This window comes from Azohydromonas sp., assembly GCF_035325925.1.
Taxonomy (GTDB): domain Bacteria; phylum Pseudomonadota; class Gammaproteobacteria; order Burkholderiales; family Burkholderiaceae_C; genus Calidifontimicrobium.
The window spans coordinates 67,527-89,189 of record NZ_DAOKZA010000002.1; the positions used below are offsets into that span (position 1 = coordinate 67,527).

At 71.3% G+C, this 21,663-nt stretch carries 22 protein-coding genes; 13 read left to right on the forward strand and 9 right to left on the reverse strand.

Features of this window, described 5'->3' with window-relative positions; translation table 11 throughout:
• Window positions 1-21 precede the first annotated feature (21 nt).
• From PKC53_RS01335 to PKC53_RS01360, 6 genes are all read left to right on the forward strand, one after another.
• The gene (locus PKC53_RS01335; RefSeq protein WP_324425512.1) at window positions 22-1,185 is read left to right on the forward strand and encodes an ABC transporter substrate-binding protein; all 1,164 of its coding nucleotides are present in this window, start codon (window positions 22-24) and stop codon (window positions 1,183-1,185) included.
• Between the two features lie 150 nt (window positions 1,186-1,335).
• Entirely contained in the window at window positions 1,336-1,581 is a 246-nt protein-coding gene (locus PKC53_RS01340) for an AbrB/MazE/SpoVT family DNA-binding domain-containing protein (protein ID WP_324425514.1), read from the forward strand.
• Window positions 1,581-2,003, forward strand: coding sequence for a type II toxin-antitoxin system VapC family toxin (locus tag PKC53_RS01345; protein ID WP_324425516.1), 423 nt, complete (start codon window positions 1,581-1,583; stop codon window positions 2,001-2,003). The genes PKC53_RS01340 and PKC53_RS01345 overlap by 1 nt, the downstream gene beginning before the upstream one ends.
• Window positions 2,004-2,091: 88 nt before the next feature.
• Window positions 2,092-4,911 carry an aconitate hydratase AcnA gene (acnA, locus tag PKC53_RS01350; RefSeq protein WP_324425518.1) on the forward strand — a complete coding sequence of 940 codons (2,820 nt, stop codon included), beginning with the start codon at window positions 2,092-2,094 and terminating at the stop codon, window positions 4,909-4,911.
• A 117-nt stretch (window positions 4,912-5,028) separates the two neighbouring features.
• On the forward strand, window positions 5,029-6,246 hold the full coding sequence (locus tag PKC53_RS01355) for a cytochrome P450 (RefSeq protein ID WP_324425520.1): 1,218 nt from the start codon (window positions 5,029-5,031) through the stop codon (window positions 6,244-6,246).
• Window positions 6,247-6,253: 7 nt separating this feature from the next.
• Entirely contained in the window at window positions 6,254-7,381 is a 1,128-nt protein-coding gene (locus PKC53_RS01360) for a DNA alkylation repair protein (RefSeq protein ID WP_324425522.1), read from the forward strand.
• Between the two features lie 7 nt (window positions 7,382-7,388).
• Here the strand turns inward: PKC53_RS01360 and PKC53_RS01365 are convergent, their stop codons facing one another.
• The 7 genes from PKC53_RS01365 to PKC53_RS01395 all read right to left on the reverse strand — a co-directional run bounded on the left by PKC53_RS01365 (window position 7,389) and on the right by PKC53_RS01395 (window position 13,529).
• A complete protein-coding gene (locus PKC53_RS01365) occupies window positions 7,389-7,742 on the reverse strand; it encodes an ArsC family reductase (protein ID WP_324425524.1) in 354 nt (117 codons plus the stop codon).
• 15 nt (window positions 7,743-7,757) lie between these two features.
• The gene (locus PKC53_RS01370) at window positions 7,758-8,249 is read right to left on the reverse strand and encodes a hypothetical protein (RefSeq protein WP_324425526.1); all 492 of its coding nucleotides are present in this window, start codon (window positions 8,247-8,249) and stop codon (window positions 7,758-7,760) included.
• Window positions 8,250-8,295: 46 nt separating this feature from the next.
• Window positions 8,296-8,718: a hypothetical protein gene (locus PKC53_RS01375; RefSeq protein ID WP_324425529.1), complete on the reverse strand. Its 423-nt coding sequence runs from the start codon at window positions 8,716-8,718 to the stop codon at window positions 8,296-8,298.
• Window positions 8,719-8,793: 75 nt separating this feature from the next.
• Complete coding sequence (locus PKC53_RS01380) at window positions 8,794-9,441, reverse strand: LUD domain-containing protein (RefSeq protein ID WP_324425531.1); 648 nt, start codon at window positions 9,439-9,441, stop codon at window positions 8,794-8,796.
• A 58-nt stretch (window positions 9,442-9,499) separates the two neighbouring features.
• The gene (locus PKC53_RS01385; protein WP_324425533.1) at window positions 9,500-10,927 is read right to left on the reverse strand and encodes a lactate utilization protein B; all 1,428 of its coding nucleotides are present in this window, start codon (window positions 10,925-10,927) and stop codon (window positions 9,500-9,502) included.
• A gap of 3 nt (window positions 10,928-10,930) precedes the next feature.
• Window positions 10,931-11,713 carry a (Fe-S)-binding protein gene (locus tag PKC53_RS01390; RefSeq protein WP_324425535.1) on the reverse strand — a complete coding sequence of 261 codons (783 nt, stop codon included), beginning with the start codon at window positions 11,711-11,713 and terminating at the stop codon, window positions 10,931-10,933.
• 112 nt (window positions 11,714-11,825) lie between these two features.
• A complete protein-coding gene (locus PKC53_RS01395; RefSeq protein WP_324425537.1) occupies window positions 11,826-13,529 on the reverse strand; it encodes an L-lactate permease in 1,704 nt (567 codons plus the stop codon).
• Window positions 13,530-13,735: 206 nt separating this feature from the next.
• Between PKC53_RS01395 and PKC53_RS01400 the strand changes: the two genes are divergently transcribed.
• Window positions 13,736-14,800, forward strand: coding sequence for an MBL fold metallo-hydrolase (locus tag PKC53_RS01400; RefSeq protein WP_324425539.1), 1,065 nt, complete (start codon window positions 13,736-13,738; stop codon window positions 14,798-14,800).
• Between the two features lie 696 nt (window positions 14,801-15,496).
• On the opposite strand, the gene PKC53_RS01405 is transcribed toward PKC53_RS01400, so the two are convergent.
• Entirely contained in the window at window positions 15,497-16,018 is a 522-nt protein-coding gene (locus PKC53_RS01405; protein WP_324425541.1) for an RES domain-containing protein, read from the reverse strand.
• Window positions 16,015-16,422 carry a DUF2384 domain-containing protein gene (locus tag PKC53_RS01410; protein WP_324425543.1) on the reverse strand — a complete coding sequence of 136 codons (408 nt, stop codon included), beginning with the start codon at window positions 16,420-16,422 and terminating at the stop codon, window positions 16,015-16,017. The genes PKC53_RS01405 and PKC53_RS01410 overlap by 4 nt, the downstream gene beginning before the upstream one ends.
• Before the next feature lie 260 nt (window positions 16,423-16,682).
• Here PKC53_RS01410 and PKC53_RS01415 point away from each other — a divergent pair, with 260 nt between their 5' ends.
• The 6 genes from PKC53_RS01415 (at window position 16,683) to PKC53_RS01440 (ending at window position 21,557) form a co-directional block, all read left to right on the forward strand.
• The gene (locus tag PKC53_RS01415; protein ID WP_324425545.1) at window positions 16,683-17,495 is read left to right on the forward strand and encodes an alpha/beta hydrolase; all 813 of its coding nucleotides are present in this window, start codon (window positions 16,683-16,685) and stop codon (window positions 17,493-17,495) included.
• A gap of 119 nt (window positions 17,496-17,614) precedes the next feature.
• Window positions 17,615-17,764, forward strand: coding sequence for a hypothetical protein (locus PKC53_RS01420; RefSeq protein ID WP_324425547.1), 150 nt, complete (start codon window positions 17,615-17,617; stop codon window positions 17,762-17,764).
• Window positions 17,765-18,039: 275 nt separating this feature from the next.
• Entirely contained in the window at window positions 18,040-18,450 is a 411-nt protein-coding gene (locus tag PKC53_RS01425; RefSeq protein ID WP_324425549.1) for a hypothetical protein, read from the forward strand.
• 198 nt (window positions 18,451-18,648) lie between these two features.
• Window positions 18,649-19,833, forward strand: coding sequence for an SPFH domain-containing protein (locus PKC53_RS01430; RefSeq protein WP_324425550.1), 1,185 nt, complete (start codon window positions 18,649-18,651; stop codon window positions 19,831-19,833).
• 66 nt (window positions 19,834-19,899) lie between these two features.
• A complete protein-coding gene (locus tag PKC53_RS01435; RefSeq protein ID WP_324425552.1) occupies window positions 19,900-21,153 on the forward strand; it encodes a TFIIB-type zinc ribbon-containing protein in 1,254 nt (417 codons plus the stop codon).
• Between the two features lie 146 nt (window positions 21,154-21,299).
• On the forward strand, window positions 21,300-21,557 hold the full coding sequence (locus tag PKC53_RS01440) for a hypothetical protein (protein WP_324425554.1): 258 nt from the start codon (window positions 21,300-21,302) through the stop codon (window positions 21,555-21,557).
• The last annotated feature ends 106 nt before the right edge of the window (window positions 21,558-21,663 follow it).

Here is a 21,663-nt window from a genome sequence, read left to right on the forward strand (position 1 = left end):
GGCAACGAAAGGAGACGCAGCATGAAACGCACCCTCACCGCGCTGGCCGTCGCGCTGGCCGCCCCGCTGGCGCTGGCGCAGGCCACCCAGGGCGTGACCAAGGACGAGATCATCGTCGGCTCGATCCAGGACCTGTCGGGGCCGATCGCCGGCTTCGGCAAGCAGTTGCGCCAGGGCATGCAGCTGCGCATCGACGAGCTCAACGAACAGGGCGGCAAGATCCACGGCCGCAAGCTGCGCCTGCTCATCGAGGACGACGCCTACGACCCGCGCAAGTCGGTGCTCGCGGCGCAGAAGCTGGTCAACCAGGACAAGGTGTTCGCCATCGTCGGCCACGTCGGCACGGCGCAGAACCTGGCCGCGATGCCGGTGCAGTTCGAGAAGAACGTGCTGAACTTCTACCCGGTCACCGCGGCGCGCGAGATGCACGAGCCGTTCCACCGGCTGAAGTTCGCGTTCGCCGCGACCTACTACGATCAGATGCGCATCTTCGTGCCGCGCCTCGTCAAGGAGAAGGGCGCCAAGAAGGTGTGCACGATGTACCAGGACGACGAGTTCGGGCTCGAGGTCTTCCGCGGCGCCGAGGAGGGCCTGAAGTCGATCGACATGAAGTTCACCGAGGTCACCACCTACAAGCGTGGCGCCACCGACTTCGCCAGCCAGGTGGCGCGCATGAAGGCCGCCGAGTGCGACTTCGTCGTGCTCGGCACGATCATCCGCGAGACCATCGGCGGCATCGCGACCGCGCGCAAGCTCGGCTTCAACCCGACCTTCCTCGGCTCGAGCGCGACCTACACCGACATCATCCCCAAGCTCGGCGGCAAGGCGATGGACGGCCTGTACGCGGGGATGACGATCCAGCATCCCTACCTCGACGACGCGTCGCAGCCGATCCGCTTCTGGGCCACCAAGTACAAGACCAAGTACAACGAGGATCCGACGGTGTTCTCGGTGTACGGCTACAACGCGATGGACGCGTTCATCGCCGTCGCGTCGCAGGCCGGACCGAACCTGACCACCGACAGCTTCATCAAGGCGATCGAGTCGATGCGCTTCGCGCCGGACATCTTCGGCAGCGCCGAGGCCACGTTCGGCCCGACCAAGCGCCAGGGCAGCAACGTGTCGCGCCTGTCGCAGCTGCAGGACGGTCGCTGGAAGCTGCTCACCGACTACGTGAAACCCTGACCGGGCGGCCACGCCGCGGTCGCTCCGGCCGCCCCTCGGGGCGGCTTTTTGCTGCCCGCACCGCCGGCGCCGACCGGGTCGGACTTGGATCCGTCGCGCAAGGTACGTATACTTGATGCATACTTTTTCGATCCGATGAACGAGCCGATCATGGAAGCCACCGTGGCCGAGCGCGGGCAGATCACGCTGCCCAAGGCCGTGCGCGACGCGCTCGGGCTGACCAAGGGCACCAAGCTCAAGGTCGAGCTCGACGGCAGCCGCATCGTGCTGCGCAAGGAGGTCGACGACGCGCTGTCGCGACTGCGCGGCAAGTTCAAGCTGCCCCCGGGCGTCACCACCGACGACGTCATGCGCGAGTTGCGGGGGCGCGCCCCCGGCGATCCGATCGACGTCTGATGGTCGCCGTCGACTCGTGCATCCTGATCGACCTGCTGGGCGGCGACGCGCGCGCTCAGGTGGCCGAGCAGGCGCTGCGCGACGCGCTGTCGCGCGGCCCCGTCGTCGTCTGCGACGTCGTCGTCGGCGAAGTCGTCTCTGGGCTGGGCTACGGCGCGGAACTGCTCGACACCCTCGAAGGCGCCGGCATCACGTTCTCGGCCATCGAGTCGCGCTCGGCCGTGCGCGCCGGCGAGATGCAGCGCCGTTACAAGGAGCGCCGCAAGGCCGCCGCGCTGCCGGCCGTCGGCCCGCGCACCGTGCCCGACTTCCTGATCGGCGCGCACGCGCTGCTGCAGTGCCGGGGCCTGATCACGCGCGACGCCGGTTTCTTTCGCGACTACTTCAAGGGCCTCAAAGTCATCGTGCCGCAAGCTGACTGACCGACCATCGCCGCCGCTGCCGCACAATCGACCGCCTTCTCGCACCGCAACAACACCCCCGTCCCAGCCCACGTCGAGGACCTTCGCCATGCTCGCCCCCACCCACGCCTTCTCCAAGACCCTGAAGTCCTTCAAGACCGCCTCCGGCAAGGAGGGCCTGCTGTACTCGCTGCCCGCGCTGTCCAGGATCCACCCGAACGTCAACCGGCTGCCGGTGTCGATCCGCATCGTGCTCGAGAGCGTGCTGCGCAACTGCGACGGCAAGAAGGTCACGCAGGAGCACGTCGAGCAACTCGCCAACTGGCAGCCGAACGCGCCGCGCACCGACGAGATCCCGTTCGTCGTCGCACGCGTCGTGCTGCAGGACTTCACCGGCGTGCCGCTGCTCGCGGACCTGGCGGCGATGCGCAACGTCGCCGACAGGATGGGCAAGAACCCGAAGACGATCGAGCCGCTGGTGCCGGTCGACCTGGTCGTCGACCACTCGGTGATGATCGACCACTACGGCAACAAGAAGGCGCTCGACCTGAACATGAAGCTCGAGTTCGAGCGCAACCGCGAGCGCTACGAGTTCATGAAGTGGGGCATGCAGGCGTTCGACACCTTCGGCGTCGTGCCGCCGGGCTTCGGCATCGTGCACCAGGTCAACCTCGAGTACCTGGCGCGCGGCGTGCACAAGCGCCGCGACAAGGTGCACTACCCCGACACGCTGGTCGGCACCGACAGCCACACGACGATGATCAACGGCATCGGCGTCGTCGGCTGGGGCGTCGGCGGCATCGAGGCCGAGGCCGGCATGCTCGGCCAGCCGGTGTACTTCCTGACGCCCGACGTCGTCGGCTTCGAGCTCACGGGCCAGCTGCGCGAGGGCGTGACGGCCACCGACCTCGTGCTGACGGTGACCGAGATCCTGCGCAGGCACAAGGTGGTGGGCAAGTTCGTCGAGTTCTTCGGCCCCGGCACCGAGAGCCTCGCGGTGCCCGACCGCGCGACGATCGCCAACATGGCGCCCGAGTACGGCGCGACGATGGGCTTCTTCCCGGTCGACGGCAAGACCGTCGAGTACTTCAGGGGCACCGGCCGCACCAAGGCCGAGATCGAGGCCTTCGAAGCCTACTTCAAGGCGCAGAAGCTGTTCGGCGTCCCGAAGGCGGGCGACATCGACTATTCCAGCGTCGTCACGCTCGACCTGTCCACGGTGGCGCCGAGCCTGGCCGGCCCGAAGCGCCCGCAGGACCGCATCGAGATCACGCACCTCGCGAAGACCTTCCGCGAGCTGTACAGCAAGCCGGTGGCCGACAACGGCTTCAACCAGCCGGCCGACCGGCTCGAGCGCCGCTACAGCCTGGCGGCAGAGGCCACGCCCGCCGCGCCGCCGACGCCGGCCGGCGCGCCGGCGGCGGTGACGGAGATGGTCGCCAACCGCCCGACGCTGGCCACCGCCAAGGGCATCGACAGCGGCGTGACGATCGGCAACGGCGACGTGCTGATCGCCGCGATCACCAGCTGCACCAACACCAGCAACCCCGGCGTGCTGCTCGCGGCCGGGCTGCTCGCGAAGAAGGCCGTCGAGGCCGGCTTGACGGTGCAGCCGCACATCAAGACCTCGCTGGCGCCGGGCTCGCGCATCGTCACCGAGTACCTGACGCGTGCCGGCTTGCTGCCCTACCTCGAGAAGCTCGGCTTCGCGGTGGCCGCGTACGGCTGCACGACGTGCATCGGCAATGCCGGCGACCTCACGCCCGAGATCAACGAGGTCATCACGAAGAACGACCTGGTCTGCGCCGCGGTGCTGTCGGGCAACCGCAACTTCGAGGCGCGCATCCACCCGAACCTGAAGGCCAACTTCCTCGCCAGCCCGCCGCTGGTCGTCGCCTACGCCATCGCCGGCAACGTGATGAAGGACCTGATGACCGAGCCGGTGGGCTACGGCAAGAAGGGCCGTGCGGTGTACCTCGGCGACATCTGGCCCAGCAGCGACGAGGTCTACAAGCTGATGAAGCACGCGATGGACGCGAAGGCGTTCAAGGCCAACTACGGCAAGGTGCACGCCAAGCCGGGCAAGCTGTGGGAGCAGATCAAGGGTGTCAAGGGCCAGGTCTATACGTGGCCGAAGAGCACCTACATCGCGCAACCGCCGTTCTTCGAGGGCTTCGAGATGACGCCGAAGGCGCTCGAGGCCGGCGTCAAGGGCGCGCGCGTGATGGCGCTGTTCGGCGACTCGATCACCACCGACCACATCTCGCCGGCCGGCTCGATCAAGGAGAAGTCGCCGGCCGGCCAGTACCTGGTCGCCAACGGCGTGGCCAGGGCCGACTTCAACAGCTACGGCTCGCGGCGCGGCAACCACGAGGTGATGATGCGCGGCACCTTCGCCAACGTGCGCATCAAGAACCTGATGATCCCGCCCGCCGCCGACGGCTCGCGCGAGGAAGGCGGCGTGACGCTGTTCCAGCCGGGCGGCGACAAGATGTTCATCTACGACGCCGCGATGAAGTACATGGCCGCCGGCGTGCCCACCGTGATCTTCGCCGGCGAGGAATACGGCACCGGATCGAGCCGCGACTGGGCGGCCAAGGGCACGCAGCTGCTGGGCATCAAGGCCGTGGTGGCCAAGAGCTTCGAGCGCATCCACCGCAGCAACCTGATCGGCATGGGCGTGCTGCCGCTGCAGTTCAAGGCCGGTGACTCGTGGGAGAAGCTGGGGCTCAAAGGCGACGAGACCGTCGACGTGATGCTCGGCCGGGAAATCAAGCCGCAGGACGACGCCGCGCTGGTGATCACCTACGCCGACGGGCGCAAGGTCACGGTCACGGTGACGCTGCGCATCGACACCGCGATCGAGGTCGACTACTACCGGCACGGGGGCATCCTGCCGTTCGTCCTCAGGCAACTGCTGGCAGCCTGAGCGCACTCGGCGCCATGCCGGGGGGCGCGGCACGCGAGTGCCGCGCCCCTTCGCGCTTCACGATGCGTGCAAGCCCGCTGGCGCGGCGTGGCGGCACCGTCGACACTGGCAGCCACGATGCCTGCTCCCACCGCGCGCGCCCTCGCCCGGGGCTTCACGCTGACCGGCCCGCCGCCGGGTTTCGTCGACGACCCCTACCCGTTCTACGCGGCGCTGCGCGCCCACGCGCCGGTGCACGAGATGGCGCCGGGATCGCTGCTGCTGACGCGCCACGACGACGTCGCCGCGATGTACCGCGACCCTGCGGCGAGCTCCGACAAGCGGCGCGAGTTCGCGCCCAGGTTCGGCGCCGGCACACCGCTGTACGAGCACCACACGACCAGCCTGGTGTTCAACGACGCGCCGCTGCACACGCGCGTGCGCCGGCCGATCGTCACCGCGCTGAACCCGCGCGCACTGGCGCGCATGGAAGCGCCGCTGGTCGCCCTCGTCGACGCCCTGCTCGACCGCCTCGCCGCGCTGCCCGCGCCCGACCTGATCGACGACTACGCGGCGCGCATCCCGCTCGAGGTGATCGGCAACCTGCTCGACATCCCGCCGGCCGAACGCGGCCCGCTGCGCGACTGGTCGCTGGCAATCCTGTCGGCCCTCGAGCCGGCGCCGTCGCCCGCGGTGCTGGGGCGCGGCCACGCCGCCGTCGACGAGTTCAAGGCCTACCTGCGCGGCCTCGTCGCCGAGCGGCGCAGGCACCCCGGCGACATCGACACCGACGTGCTGACGCGGCTGATCCACGGCGACGGCGAGCCGCTGTCGGACACCGAGCTGCTGCACCAGTGCATCTTCCTGCTCAACGCCGGCCACGAGACGACGACCAACCTGATCGGCAACGGCGTGCACGCGCTGCTGGTGCACCGCGGCGAGTTCGACCGGCTGCGCGCCGACCCCGCACTGATCACAACCGCGGTCGAGGAACTGCTGCGCTTCGAGAGCCCGCTGCAGCTGAACAACCGCGTGACGACGGCGCCGGTGACGCTCGGCGGCCGCGACTGGCCGGCCGGCACCTTCGTGACGCTGGGCATCGGCGCGGCGAACCGCGATCCGGCGGTGTTCGCCGACCCCGACCGGCTCGACATCGCGCGCAAGCCGAACCCGCACCTGGCGTTCGGCCACGGCGCGCACGCCTGCGCCGGCATGAACGTCGCGCGCCTCGAGGCGCGCATCGCGGTCGGCCGCCTCGTCGCGCGGTTCCCGCGCGTCGACCTCGCGGCGCCGCCCGAACGCGACCCGCGCATCCGCTTCCGCGGCTTTCGGCGCCTGCCGGTGCGCATCGGCTGACGCCACGATGGCCGAGCCGTTCAAGCTGCTGCTCGATGCCGACGTCGTGCGCCGCGCCGGCCGCCACCTGCAGCGCACATGGCCGGCGTTCGACCGCCGCCGATTCGAGCGCCTGGCCCTCGACGGACTCGACGCACTCGAGCTGAAGGCGCGTGCGATGCACATCGCCGACGCGCTCGAGGCGACGCTGCCGCCGCGTTTCGCCGACGCCGCCGCGGTGATCGAGGCCGCGCTGGGCGCGCCGCTGCCGGTCGACGGCGAGCCGGCGCGCGACCGCGACGACGGCCTCGCCGGCTGGATCGTCTGGCCGCTCGGCGAGTTCGTCGCGCGCCGCGGCCTCGACGACGCGCCGCGCGCGCTGCAATGCCTGCACGCGCTGACGCAGCGCTCGAGCGCCGAGTGGGCGATCCGCCCGTTCATCGAACGCGACCCCGCCACCGTGTTCGCCACGCTGCGGCGATGGACGCGCGACCCCAGCGCGCACGTGCGCCGTCTCGCCAGCGAAGGCAGCCGTCCGCGGCTGCCCTGGGGGCAGCAGCTGAAGTCGCTGATCGCCGACCCGTCGCCGACGCTGCCGCTGCTCGCCGCGCTGCAGGACGACGCCAGCGCCACCGTGCGCCGCAGCGTCGCGAACCACTTGAACGACATCGCGAAGGACCACCCCGCGGTCGTCGTCGCGTGGCTGCGCGAACACCTGCCGGGTGCACCGCCGGCACGCATCAAGCTGCTGCGCCACGCCAGTCGCACGCTGGTCAAGCACGGCCACCCCGAGGTGCTCGCGCTGTGGGGCGCGGGTCAGCCGCTGCGCGGCCAGGTGGCGCTGCGCGTGTCGCCGCCCGCGATCCGGCTCGGCGACGCGATCACGCTCGAGGTGCGGCTGCATTCGACGGCGCGGCGCGCCCAGCCGCTGCTGATCGACTATGCGCTGCACCACGTGAAGGCCGACGGTGCGCCCCGGCCGAAGGTCTTCAAGGGCTGGAAGCTCGAACTCGCGGCCGGCGAGCAGCGGACGCTGCGCAAGCGCCACGCGCTGCGGCCGGTCACCGTGCGCCGCTACCACGCCGGGCGGCACGTCGTCGACCTGCGGGTCAACGGCCGCACGGTGGCCAGCGCCGCGTTCGACCTGCGGCTGTAGCCTCGCGTCAGCGCAGCCGGCGCGCCCAGTCGTCGGCGTCGAAGCCGACCGTGACGCTGCCGTCGGGCCAGCGCACCACCGGCCGACGGATCACGCTGGGCTGGCGCAGCATCAGCGCACGGGCCGCAGCGGCGTCGACGACGGCTGCCTTCGCCGCGTCGTCGAGGCGGCGCCAGGTCGTGCCCCGGCGGTTGAGCAGCGGTTCCCAGCCCAGCGCGGCGATCCAGTCGTCGAGCGCCTCGGCCGGCACGCCCGACTTCCTGAAGTCGTGGAAGTCGGCCGCGCGGCCATGGTCGACGAGCCAGGCGCGGGCGCGCTTGACGGCGTCGCAGTTCGTGATGCCGTAGACGATGGGGTTCATCTTCGAAAGTCGGCGTCAGTCGCGATCGCTGGGCGCGTCGCAGACCGGGTCGATCATGTAGCCGCCACCGTCGACCGCGCGGCCCGCGGCGTCGAAGGTCATGCGAAACCACAGGCAGTCGTTGGTCGGGTAGCGCCACGACCACACCACGTGGCCCTGCCAGCCCACCCGCTGCACCTCGCCAGCACGGCCGATGCGGCGCAGCACCTCGTCGGCGCCCATCCCAGGCGCGAGCGTCGCGAAGTGGCGCTCGCCCAGCACCTGCTCGGCACGCAGCGCGCGCCCGCCGGCGTCGACGTCGACCATCCAGGTCACGCGGCCGAACGGGCCGGTGGCGAACTCGAGCCGGGTCGTCCCGTCGGGCATCGCGTATCGGCCGGTCGGCGCGCCGAGCGCGCGCAAGACCTCGGCCTCGCTCTGGCCGGGCTGCACCGGCGCGCCGAGCGAGGCACAGCCGGCCAGCAGCAGCAGCAGCAGCAGCCAGGACCATCGCAGCAGTGGTGTCATCGGTACTCGCCTCTGGGGCCGGGTGAGCGCACGCACGGCGACCGCGTCACTCGCGCACGTGGCCCGACAGCTCGAACTGCGGCCGCACCTGACCGGCGCTTGTGTAGGCCGGCTGCACGTGCCGCGGATCGGTCGGCGCCACCTGGCGCACCGTCGCGACCCACGCCGGCGGCGGGGGTGGCGGCGACGGCGCGAGCCGGTCCAGCTCGTCGATGCGGTCGAGGTGGCGAACGATGTCGTCGAGGCTGCAGCGGCCGATGCGGTAGCACGACGGCAAGGCAGTTGCCCAGCCCGCACGCGATGCCGGGCCGCGCCACGCCAGCGGTGGCACGGCCTGCCCATGCGCCCACCACGGTGCGGCGTGCGCGGGCCACGCCAGATCGCTCGGCGCGGCGTGCCGCTGCGCGACGGCAGACGACGGCAGCGCCATGATCGCTGCCGCGGTCAGCAGGTGCAGCCACGACTCCATCGGCGCATCGTAGCGCCGCGCACGACGGCGCGCACCGGCGAGGTCATGCCCCTTGGCGGGCGTCCGGCGCCGGCCTCAGGCCACCGCGATCACGACGTGCAGGTGCCGCGGCCCGTGCGCGCCCAGCACCAGGCTGCCCTCGATGTCGGTGGTGCCGCTGGCCCCGGTCACGAGGTTGGCGTTGCGCGGCGGCTTCGCACCCTCCACCGCCCGCGCGTAGTCCTCGAGGTAGGCCAGGATGCGGCCGGCGCGCAGCAGAACCAGGTGGTGCAGAGGCAGGAAGTGCGCCAGCACCGGCGTCTCAGCGTCGGAGTGGAACACCAGCGAGCCGGTCTCGGCGATGCCCCAGCGCGCCAGGCCGACCGCGGCCGTTTCGTCGGGCGCCACCGCGTCGTGCACCTCGAACCCCGTCCAGTCGAGCGCGCGCAGCGCGGCCGCGGGCTGCAGCGCGATCGCCGGCGCGAGCCCGCGCGCGTCGAGGTAGCGGCGCACCGCCGCGGGCAGCTCGTCGGCACGGGCGATCCGGTCCACCGTCGCCGCCACCTTCGGCGTGGTCACGCGCGCGACGAAGGCGTCGACGAGCGACGTCGCGAGCAGCGCCGGGCGGGTCGATGCCGGGTCGTCGAGCAGCGCCGCGGCGTCGCGCCGGATCCGCGCCGCGTCGGCGGTGCGCGGGCCGAGCGCCGCGCGCACCGCAGCGAGGATGGTCTCGCGCGCGCTCATCGGCAGACCCCGCCCGCCGCGCGCCGGCAGACAAGCGCACGGCAGCAGCGCGGTGCGCTCATCGCCTGCCGCCCGCACCGACGTCGTCGCCTTCGGCCAGCATCGCCATGAAGGTCTTGCGCGCCGGCGCCGGGAAGTCGCGGTGCCGCGTCCACGCGCCCAGCCCCGGCATGCCGCGCACCCACCCGGCGCGCGCGAACAGCCGCATCGCGCGCACGCCCAGGGTCGCGCCCAGCCGGTACAGCCGCGGCCTCGCGGCGACGAAAGTGAACACGCCCAGGCCGAAGCGCATCGCGCCCGGCTCCAGGCCGTCGCGCCACGAGCGATCGCGCCAGCCCCGCAGCAGCGTCGGCAGCGGGATCCTCACCGGGCACACCTCCTGGCACTTGCCGTTGAGCGTGCAGGCGTGCGCCAGGTCGCGCGAGGTCTCGAGGCCGTCGAACACCGGCGTCAGCACCGCTCCCATCGGCCCCGGGTAGGTGCCGCCGTAGGCGTGGCCGCCGAGCTGGCGGAACACGACGCAGTGGTTCATGCACGCGCCGCAGCGGATGCAGCGCAGCATCTCGCGCAACGCGGCGTCGCCCAGCATGCGCGTGCGGCCGTTGTCCACCAGCACGATGTGGAACTCGTCGGGTCCGTCGCGATCGCCCGGCTGCCTCGGGCCGCAGTGGAACGTGGTGTACTGGGTGACGTCGGCGCCGGTGGCCGAGCGCACCAGCAGGCGCAGCATCGCGAACGCATGCGCGGTGCTGGGCACCAGCTTCTCGATGCCGGCGGTGACGATGTGCATGCGCGGCGGCGAGGTGGTCAGCTCGGCGTTGCCCTCGTTGGTCACGGTGCAGGTGGCGCCGGTGTCGGCGATCAGGAAGTTGGCGCCCGAGATAGCGACGTCGGCGCCGAGGAACTTGTCGCGCAGCTCGCGCCGCGCGCTGTCGACCATGGCCTCGATGGTCTCGTCGCGGTGCGGCACGCGGTGCGCGCGCTTGAACATCGCCGACACCTGCTCGCGCGTGCGATGCATCGACGGCCAGACGATGTGCGATGGCCGGTCGCCGCCGAGCTGCACGATGTGCTCGGCCAGGTCGGTCTCGACGCGCTCGATGCCGGCGGCGTCGAGCGCGTGCGGCAGCCCGATCTCCTCGCCGAGCATCGACTTGACGCGGGTGACGCGCCCGGCGCCGGCCTGCCGGCACAGCTCGACGACGATGCGCGAGGCCTCGTCGGCGGTCGCCGCCCAGTGCACGCGGGCACCGGAGGCGACGGCGTTGCGCTCGAACTCGGCCAGGTAGTGATCGAGGTGGGCAACGACATGGTCCTTGATGCGCTGGCCGCGCTCGCGCGCGGCCTCGAACTGCGGGAAGTCGGCCAGCGCGGCGGCGCGCTTGCGTTCGGCGGTGCCGGTGGTGCGGTCGATCGCGAGCTTGAGCGTCGCGTCGGCCAGCGCCGCGTCGGCTCGCGCCTTGAACGACAACGGTGCGGCGTGCATCGCTCAACCCTCCTCGCCGATGGCCGCATCGGCGCGACCGGCCAGCACCTCGGCGGCGTGGAACACGCGCACCGCCGAGCCGTTGCGCTTGAGCTTGCCGGCCATGTGCATCAGGCAGCCCATGTCGCCGCCGAGCAGCAGCTGCGCGCCGCTGCCGTCGATGGCGGTGGCCTTCTCGCCGACGACCGCGTTCGAGATCGCCGGGTACTTGACGCAGAACGTGCCGCCGAAGCCGCAGCACACGTCGTGGCCCTGCAGCGGCTTCATCGCCAGCCCGTCGACCGCCGCCAGCAGCGCGCGCGGCTGGCCGAAGACGCCCAGCTCGCGCAGCCCCGAGCAGCTGTCGTGGTACGTGGCGCTGGCGTCCAGGCGGCGGCCCGACGGCCGGAAACGCATGACGTCGACGAGGAAGCTCATCAGCTCGTGACTGCGCTCACCCAGGCGCCGGGCACGCTCGGCCCACGGCGGATCGTCGGCCAGCGCCTCGGGATAGTGCGTGCGCGTCATGCCGACGCACGACCCCGACGGCGCGACCACGTAGTCGTACGGCTCGAAGATCTCGATGAAGCGGCGCGCCAGCAACGCCGTGTCGCGCGTGTCGCCGCTGTTGAAGGCCGGCTGGCCGCAGCAGGTCTGCGCCGACGGCACCTCGACGCGGCAGCCGGCCTCGCGCAGCAGCTGCAGCGCCGAGAAGCCCACGTTGGGCCGCATCGCGTCGACCAGGCAGGTCACGAACAGCGCGACGCGTGGCGACGACGCCGTCGACGGAACCGGGGGGCTGGCCATGGGCGTGCTTTCGGTTGGGGTGGCGTCGGACGCAGCCCCGCCGATGCGCGCTGCTGCCGACGCGACGATAACGCATCGGGGCATCGGGCGGTGGCCGCGTGCCGACCGCCGCTCAGGGCGGCTTCACGCCGATCAGCGGGTCGCCCCAGCGCAGCAGATGCATCGCGATCATCGCCAGCGCACCGGTCGATGCGACGTAGTAGACCGTCGGCAGGACGGTGCGGCGCAGCGTCTGGCCCTCGCGCCCCATCAGGCCCACCGTCGCCGACGCGGCGACGACGTTGTGGATGGCGATCATGTTGCCGGCTGCCGCGCCGATCGACTGCGCCGCCACCATCGTCGCGCCGCTGACGCCGAGCGCCTGCGCAACGCTGTACTGATACTGGCCGAGCATCAGGTTCGAGACGGTGTTCGAACCCGCGAGGAAGGCGCCGAGTGCGCCGACGGCCGGCGCGAACAGCGGGTAGACGTCGCCGACCGAGCCCGCCACCCAGCGCGCCATCGCTATCGGCATGCTCGCCAGTCCGTGGGCGTTGACACCCGACTGGATCATGATGCGCACCATCGGCACCGTGAACACCAGCACGAAGCCTGCGCCCAGCAGCGTGCCGCCGGACTCGCGCGCCGCCTTGACGAAGCCGGTGACCGGCATGCGGTGCAGGGCGATCGTGACCAGGCAGACGAACACGAGGACGCCGCCCGGCAGGTACAGCGGCTGGAAGCTGCCACCGATGCCGGTCTCGCCGAGGATGTCGCCTGCGCCGATGCTGACCGACTGCATCCACGCCTTGAGCGGCTCGATGGTGCGGCTGGCCACCAGCAACAGCGCCAGCAGCCCGTAGGGCACCCACGCCAGCAGCGTCGGAATGCGCCGGCTGCCGAGCTCGTCGAGCTTCATCTCGACGTCGCCCATCCACTCGGCCGGCCACTGCCTCGGGTCGGCGAAGTCCCAGCTCTGCTTCGGCACCAGGAAACCGGCGCGCGCGGCCAGTGTCGCCAGCGCCAAGCCGGTGAGGCCGCCGAGCAGCGACGGAAACTCCGGCCCCAGGTAGCGTCCGGCCAGGCCGTAGGGCACGGTGAACGCGAAGGCCGCGAACAGCGCGAACGGCACCGCCGGCAGCGCCTCGGCCCACGAGCGGTTGCGGCCGAAGAAGCGGGTCATGAACAGCACCAGGAACACCGGAATCAGCGTGCCGGCGATCGCGTGTCCCAGCGCGACCCGCTCGACCACCAGGTCGAAGAAGTCGGCCCAGCTCAGGCCCTGCGCTTGCAGCGCCTGCGTCATCGACTCGCGCTGCAACCCGCCCTGCACACCGACGATCAGCGGCGTGCCGACGGCGCCGAACGACACCGGGGTCGACTGGATGATCATGCCGAACGTCACCGCCGACAGCGCCGGGAACCCCACCGCGACCATCAGCGGCCCGGCCACCGCCGCCGGCGTGCCGAAGCCCGATGCCCCCTCGATGAAGCTGCCGAACAGCCACGCGATCAGGATCACCTGGATGCGGCGGTCGGGGCTGATGCGCGCGAAGCCGCTGCGGATCCCGGCGATGCCGCCCGAGTGTTTCAGCGTGTTGAGCAGCAGCAGCGCACCGAAGACGATCCACAGCACCTGCACGGTGACGATCAACCCTTCGAGCGTGGCCGCGGCCACCCGGTTGAAGCCGACACCCCAGGCGAACAGCGCGATCGACGCCGTGACGAGGTAGACCAGCGGCATCGCGCGCCTGGCCGGCCAGCCGAGGCCGACCAGCAGGATGCCCGACAGGGCGATCGGCGTGAAGGCCAGGAGTGCCTGCAGACCAGCGGTCACGATCACCCTCCTCGGTGCGCGGGCAGTCCCGGCGCGGATCGCCCAAGCCATTGGACGGTCTTCCGCTGCCGCCTCGGCCGTCGCCGCGACGACCGCGTTCGTGGCGTCGAAGGCAGACCACGCCTTGTCCGTCGGGAACGCCTCGCTGTCAATGGTGGCACCGCCGCGGCACACTGCGGCATCGACCTCTTGACAGGAGCCCTCACGTGCCCGACGCACCGCAAGACCTCGGCGCCGACCGCAGCCCGCTGGACTATCCGTTCGACGGCCCGCCCTCCCCCGGGCGCACCGTCGAGATCGCCTCCGGCGTGCACTGGATGCGCATGCCGCTGCCGTACGCGCTGGACCACATCAACCTCTACGCGATCGACGACGGCGCCGGCTGGGCCATCGTCGACACCGGCACGCGCACCGAAGCCGTCGCCGCGGCCTGGCGCGAGCTGTTCACGCTGTCGCCGCAGCGCTCGCTGTCGCGCATCTTGGTCACCCACATGCACCCCGACCATGTCGGCATGGCCGGCTGGCTGGCGCGCAAGTTCGGCGTGCGTCTTTGGATGACGCGCCTGGAGTACCTGAGCTGCCGGGTGATGGTGGGCGACACCGGCCGCGAGGCGCCGCCGGAGGCGATCGAGTTCTACCGCCGCGCCGGCTGGGGCGACGCGGCGATCGAGACCTACCGCGCGCGCTTCGGCAACTTCGGCAAGCACATCCACCCGCTGCCCGACAGCTTCCGCCGGCTGCATGACGGCGAGCGGCTGGCGATCGGCGCGCACGAGTGGCAGGTCATCGTCGGCACCGGCCACTCGCCCGAACACGCCTGCCTGTACTGCCCGGCACTGAAGCTGCTGGTCTCGGGTGACCAGGTGCTGCCGCGCATCTCGTCGAACGTGTCGGTCTACCCGCTCGAGCCCGACGCCGACCCGCTCGCCGAGTGGATGGCCTCGCTCGACAGGCTGCAGCGCCTGGTGCCCGACGACGTGCTGGTGCTGCCGTCGCACAACGAGCCGTTTCGCGGCCTGCACCGTCGCATCGACGCGCTGCGCCGCGGCCAGGAGCTGGCGCTGGTGCGCCTGCGCCGCACGCTGGCCGAACCGAAGCGGGCGATCGACGTCTTCGCGGCGCTGTTCGCACGTGCGATCCCCGAGGACAACGTGCCGCTGCTGGGCATGGCCACCGGCGAGAGCCTGGCCTGCCTGAACTGGCTGCTCGCACGCGGCGAGGCGGTGCGCGAATGCGGCGCCGACGGGGTCGACCGCTATCGGATCGCGTGATGCGGCTGCACTTGCCATCCGGTGGGTCGTGGCACGCTCGGGTCGACCGCCTCGGCCACCGCAGCGCAGGAGCCGGTCGCAACAGCGACACCTCGCGGTGCCGCGGCGGGACGCGTCAGCCGCCACCGGAATCACGACGGCCGGCCCGCCTTCGGGCCGAGCCCACATGTACTCGTGTAGGCACGGCGGCGAGCACGTCGCGACCGTCGCCGGCAACGTGCCGGCGGCGCAAAAGCGGGATCGCGGCGATGCGCAGGTGCGCCTGCAGACGCCCGAAGCAGTGGCTGGTCCTGTTGCACTGGAGCACTGGAGCACTGGGTTTCCTCGGGTCGTCTGCGTGCATGCATGGCTGGCATGTGCCGGTCGTTCGGCACCGGATGTCGCGATTCGTGAATCCGCGCTGGCCGAGCTCCCCGACCGGCAGGCCCTCGACCTAGATGGCTTCGTGCCGACTCGATCTGCCGAACCGCGGGCGACGGCGCCGCCGCGGCGTCCTTCCTCACGATGGTCGGGCGCTGCAGCGCCGGCTCTGCGGACTCGGCGTCGTCGGCCGCGGTCGAATCACCCCGGCATCCCTGGGCGGCGCAATGCAGGTCGCCGACGCCGGACACGCAGACGTGTGGACGTGGCGCCCGCAGTCCGGTCCGATGCCATCGCCGCTGCCACGCCGCGAGGCCGGCGCGCTTCGGTGACCGATCAGCGCCACGAGTCCTGGTTCTTCGGCAGCAGGCCGCCCGGGTCGTGCACGTCGAGCCGATCGCCGGGCGCCAGCGACTGCGTGTAGACCACCAGGTTGACGCCGCCCGGCGCCACCGCGGAGCCGAACACGATGCCCTTGGCGCTGGCCGCCAGCGCCTCGTCGGCAGCCCGCCAGCTGGGGGGTTCCAGCCGCCGGTCGAACCACAGCTCGCGCCAGTCGCAGTGGAAGTCGGCCCAGGGTTGCGACCAGTGCACCGCGTCGAACCCGCCACGGTAGTCGACCGCCGGCGCGATCTGCACGATGTACGTCACCAGCGTGCCCGGCGGCATCAGCGGCGACAGCTGCTGGTACTCGCGGATGGCGGTGTGCGCGTCCAGGGACAGGTACAGCGCGGGCGTGCCGGGCCGGTTCGCGCGGCCACCGTGGGCGGCGGCGCCGGCGCCGCTGGTGGGTGCCACCGCCCAGCGCGGCGTGTGCATGCGCCAGGCGATGACCGGACCCAGCGCGTCGAGGATCATCCCGCGGCGCCGGCCTCGAGCGACATCACATAGCGCAGCAGGTCGTCGGTGCGACCTTCGGACACCAGGCGCTCCGGCGTGCGATAGCCGAACACCGCCAGCGGCTCGTTGCGGAACCAGCACAGCGCCCGACCGACGTCGCCGTTCAGGTCGGTGGCGGCCTTGATGACGCGCATCGACTCGCGCAGGTAGTCCTGCAAGGCACGCGAGCCCGGGGCCCGCCCGATCGTGTTGCGGTGCACATGCGCCTGGTCGGCCAGGGTCTGCAGGTCGACGTGCAGCGCCTGCGCGAAGCGCCGCGGCGAGAGCACGGTCGTGGGCAGGTCGGGATCGCGCAGGAACGCCTGCAGGTCGGCGAAGGTGCGTCCGACGAACGCCGCGTCCAGGACGTCGACATCGCTCATTATTGCCCCATCATCGCATCAATGATGCACTATTGAAGCACACATGATGCACCCCGTCCATCCACCCCGCCTTGACCCCACCACCGGTCGTGGCCGCCAGCGACCGGCGCCGAGCCGCCGACGTCCGGCCCGGTGCCGTCGGCGCGCCGGTCCGGCGCGGTCGTGCTTCGGCGAGGCCGCGTCCTTGCCGGCTTGCCGACCCTCGAGACCGCTCCATAGAATGGGCCTCGAAGCGGGGGGCCCGCTCGGGAGCGAGCTGCATGGCCGAAGCAATCGACAAGGCGCGATGGCCGCGTACGCTGTTCGCCGCAGGTCTGCTGGCCTGCATCGCCGTCAACGCGCCGCCTGCGCGGGCCCAGGACGCCGCCAAGCCCTGTGCGGCGGTGCTGATGCACGGCAAGGGCGGCAGCCCGCGGTACATCGGCTTCTTCGGGCGAAGGCTCGAACCGTACTGCAAGGTCAAGCTGCTCGAGATGCCCTGGTCGCAGCGCCGCGACTACGACGCCCCGTATCCCCAGGCGCTGCAGGAGGTCGCGGCGGAGGTTCAGTCCTTCCGTGCCCAGGGGTACCAGCGTGTGACCGTCATGGGCCACAGCTTCGGGGCCAATGCGGCCATGGCCTACATGGCGCACGTGGGCGACGCCGATGCCGTTGTCGCGCTGGCCCCCGGGCATGTCCCTGCGACCATGTACGAGCGGGGCATCGGCAAGGCGGCGGTGGACAAGGCACGCGATCTGGTGCGGGCCGGCCAGGGCAACGAGAAGCTGACGATGGAGGACCTGAACCAGGGCGAGCGTCGCAGCGTCCGCATGACGGCCGAAGTGCTGTGGAGCTATTTCGACCCGGCCGGGCTCGGGCATATGCCGGCGACGGCCGCCGCATTCAAGAAGCCCGTGCCCTTCCTCTGGGTGGTCGGCACGGCCGATCGGATGCACGCGGCCGGCGAGGACTACGCCTTCCGCAAGGCGCCCGCGCACCCGGCCAGCAGGTACCTGGCGGTGTCCGCCGGCCACACCGACGCGCCCGACGTGGCGGCCGACCAGGTGCTGGAGTGGCTGAAGGCATTGCCTTGAGTCAAGGGCCTCGAGGAAGGTGCCGGGAGACTCGAAGGCAGCGTCGCAACCTCGACGCCGCGTGAAGTCGGTGTGATCCACGGGCGGCCGCGCACGGGTCGCGACCCCACGATCCCCGCATGCGCCGCATGCACCGTAAGAGCGCCGACATGCCGGGCGCCCTCGTGCGCCGCCGGGACGCGGCCACGCTGGCCGGTGTGCTGCTCGAACTCGCCGCCGGGCACGACGACCTGCGGGCACGTGGCGCGGGATTTGCAGCGGTTGCGTGAGCTTGCCGGGCACGGCCCCGACGTGTCGCCTCGGGCGACCCCTGCCGCCTTCGAGTCCGCAGTGCGCAGCCGGCACGGGCGCAAGTGGAGCGTCCGGCGTCTGGTGGACCCGTCGTCGGGTCGACGGGCAGACACACCCCCGGACCGGGCGACTCGGCACGCTGCGCGCCGTCGACCGCAGCGCCCGCAGCAGGCGACACGACCCGCAGGACGGTTTCACGGTCCGGGAGTCGCAGCGATACTTCGATCGTGCGAAGCGTCGACGGGAGATCGCGATGAAGCATACGGCCGCGTGGATCCTGGCACTGTTCGGCATGCTGCCGGCGCTGGCGCAGCAAAGCCCGAACGACATCGCGATGCTGAAGAAGTACGCCGGCACCTGGGCGGTGGACTGCGCCAAGCCGGGCGTGCGGCTCGGCATCGACGTCAAGGCGCTGACGCTCAGCGGTGGCGGCAAGCGGGTGAGCAGCGGCTCGCCACCGATGGCTGCGTTCAGCTACTTCGGCCAACAGCAGCCACCCGCCGGCTTCGAGGCCGCGCTGATCGGCGAGGGGCGTGCCGCCAGCCTGACGTTCATGGCGATGAACGACGCTTCGGGCGCCTACGTCACGGTCGACGCCGACGGCGCGCTGGACAGGCAGTTCGGCAAGGCGGCGCTGGCGGGCAAGTTCCGGCGTTGCCCTTGATGTGACCGCCGGTGCGCGGCGGTCGCGATGCGATGCGAACTGCGCGCCGACGATCTCGTCGAGCGCTCGCACAACGCGACTCTCAGCGAAGCGCGAGAGCGCGGACTGCCGGGGCCCGCGGTCGGATATGCTTTGTCCCGGCCTGCGCCGCGCGTGCTGCGCCACACCCGGCCACACACTCGAGAAGAGGAACGCATCATGGGTCTCGTCCAGGCAGCGGTTGGAGCGATCGGTGGCTCGCTCGCCGACCAGTGGAAGGACTTCTACACCGTGCCCGACGGCCTGCCGGCGACAGCCGCGCTGTTCGCCGCGGTGCCGCGCGGCACCAACGCCGGGCGGGGCTCCAACACCCGGGGCTCGTCGAACATCATCACCAACGGCTCGCGCATCGTCGTGCCCGAGGGCTACGGCCTGCTGCTGATGCAGGACGGCGCCGTCACCGCCTTCGTCGCCGAGGCCGGCGGCTACGAGTGGAACTCGGACGACCTGCAGTCCCGGTCGATCTTCAGCGGCGGCGGCCTGTTCGACTCGCTGGTGCGCCAGAGCTGGGAGCGTTTCAAGTTCGGTGGCCAGCCCGGCGCGCAGCAGGCTGCGTTCTTCGTGTCGCTGAAGGAATTGCCGGACAACCGCTTCGGCACCCAGTCCGAGATCTACTGGGACGACGGCTACCTGAACGCGCAGGTCGGTGCCATCACCCGCGGCAGCTACACGCTGCAGATCGTGGACCCGATCCGCTTCGTCAAGAGCTTTGTGCCCGCCAGCTACCTGCAGCCCGGTCGGGTGTTCGATTTCACCGATCTGGACAACGCGGCCGCCGGCCAGCTGTTCAACGAGGTCGTGAGTTCGTTGGCACCGGCCTTCAGCCTCTACACCAACGACCCGGCCAAGGGCAACCGAATCACCCGCATCCAGCAGGACTCGATCGGCTTCGCCGCCAGCCTGTCCGAAGCGGTCGAGCGGGCCTACCACTGGAAGACCGACCGCGGCCTGGTCATCGTCAAGACCGCCATCGTTTCCATCGAGTACGACGCCCACACGCGCGAGATCCTCAAGACGGTGCAGCGCGCCGACGCGCTGACTGGCGCGCGCGGCAACGCCAACCTGCAGGCCTCGGTGGCGGCGGGCGTGCAGGCGGCGGGCGAGAACGCCGGCGTCGGCGGCATCTTGGGCATGGGTGTGGCCACCGGCGGCCTGGGTGGCTTGGCCGGCCTGCAGCAGCCGGCGGCCGCGGCGCCTGCGGTCGCACCCGCACCGCAGGCCGCACCGGCCCCGGCGGTCGACGACCCGATGGCCCGCCTGACCCAGGCCAAGCAGATGCTCGATGCCGGGCTGATCACCCAGGCCGACTACGACGCGGTCAAGGCCAAGGCACTGGGCCTGTAACGGCCAGCGCACCGCGTGGCGCCGCTCCCGCCGAACAGGCCCGCCGGGCCGGGCTCGCCGCAGGACATGCCGCCTGAGCCAGGGCAGCCACCGATCGACCCGGACACCCTGCCCCGGCCGATCCGCGACGAACTGCTGGCGCCCGACCCCGCGGCGATCGACACCGCGTCCAGGGAACTGCGCGACGGTCTGAACCAATGCCCCAAGTGCGGTTCGACCGAGGTGCGACACCGACCGGAGTCCGACCGGCTGATCTGCCTGTACTGCCGCCACGAGTGGGCGGCCACGCGGGTGGAGGACGCGTTCGGCCTGGGCGAAGGCATCGCCGACCTGCGGGGCACGCAGGTCGCGTCCGGCGCGCGCGACATCGCGGCCGACGCGCAGAGCCTGCGCAGTTACAAGTGCGGCGGCTGCGGCGCCGAGGTGGTGATCAACACCGAGACCGCGATGACCGCGCGCTGCCACTGGTGCCGGCACGTGCTGGGCGTCAACGAGCAGATCGACAACGGCGCGGTGCCCGACGCAGTGCTGCCCTTTCACGTCAAGAAGGACGACGCGGTGGCGCGAATCCGCCAGTTCGTCAACAAGCGCCGGCTGTTCGCGCTCGAGGCCTTCAAGGACGAGTTCACCCCCGAGAACGTGGTCGGCGTCTATCTGCCCTACATGGTGGTCGACGCGCGCGGCAGCGCCGACGTGGCGGGCTTCGGCGAAATCGAAACGCGCCGCTACACGCGGGGCCAGGGCAAGAACAAGCAGACCTTCTACGACGCCGACGTCTGGCGCGTGCAGCGGCACGTCGATTTCACGGTGGACGACCTCACGCTCGAGTCCAGCGCCAGGCGCGGCAATCTCGATGCCCGCACCAACACCCACAACGTCATCAACACCATCTTGCCGTTCGACACGAAGAACGCGGTGAAGTGGAACGCCTCCTACCTGGTGGGCTACACGTCGGAGAAGCGCGACCGCGACGTGCAGCAACTGATGCCGCGGCTGCAACAGCAGATGCTGTCGATCGCCCGCGCCCAGGTGCAGCCTTCGGTGCGGCGCTACGACCGGGGCGTACGCTGGGAGCGCGAGCGCATGGACCTGAAGGGCACGCGCTGGGTGGCCATGTACCTGCCGGTGTGGCTGTACGCGTACCACCAGCCGGGGCCGGGGAGTCGCCCGGGAGGCGGGCTGCTGCACTACATCGCGGTCAACGGCCGCACCGGCGAAACCATGGGCAGCGTGCCGCTGCAGCAGTGGAAGCTCATCCTTGCGGCGCTGACCATCGGCACGGTGGTCGAGGCGCTGGCGCTGTGGCTCATCGCGCGCTGAAGTGAACCTCCCCCGACGCACTTCGCGCGCCCCCTCCCGAGGCGGGGGCGCCGCCAGCGGACCGGCAAAGCCGGGCCCGCGGCGATCGCTCGATGGCGTCGGGTTCGTGCGTCGCGTTTCGCACGAAGCGCGGTGGAGCAGCTGAAGTGGACTTCGACGGCGACGCCATCCTCTTCCTGCTGGCGCTGGGCCCGGCCAGCGCGGTCGGCTTCTACTGGGCGATCTACCGTCACTACCGCAACACCGACAAGTCACACGCCTACGAACACGAAACCGCGGTCGACGTGCTGGCCCTGACCGGCGTCGAGGCCGACCGCAAGGTCGATGAAGTCCGCGCCACCCGCTCGCCGCGCATTCAAGGCGACAACGTGGGCGAGCATCGGCAGCGCGTGCAGTCGATGTAGGGTGTCGACGGCGACACAGCGCAGGGCGGTCGACCCAGCGCAACCTCCGACCACACCATGCCGGGCACCGTGCGGCCCCTCACCCACCGGCGGGGAGGGACCTGCA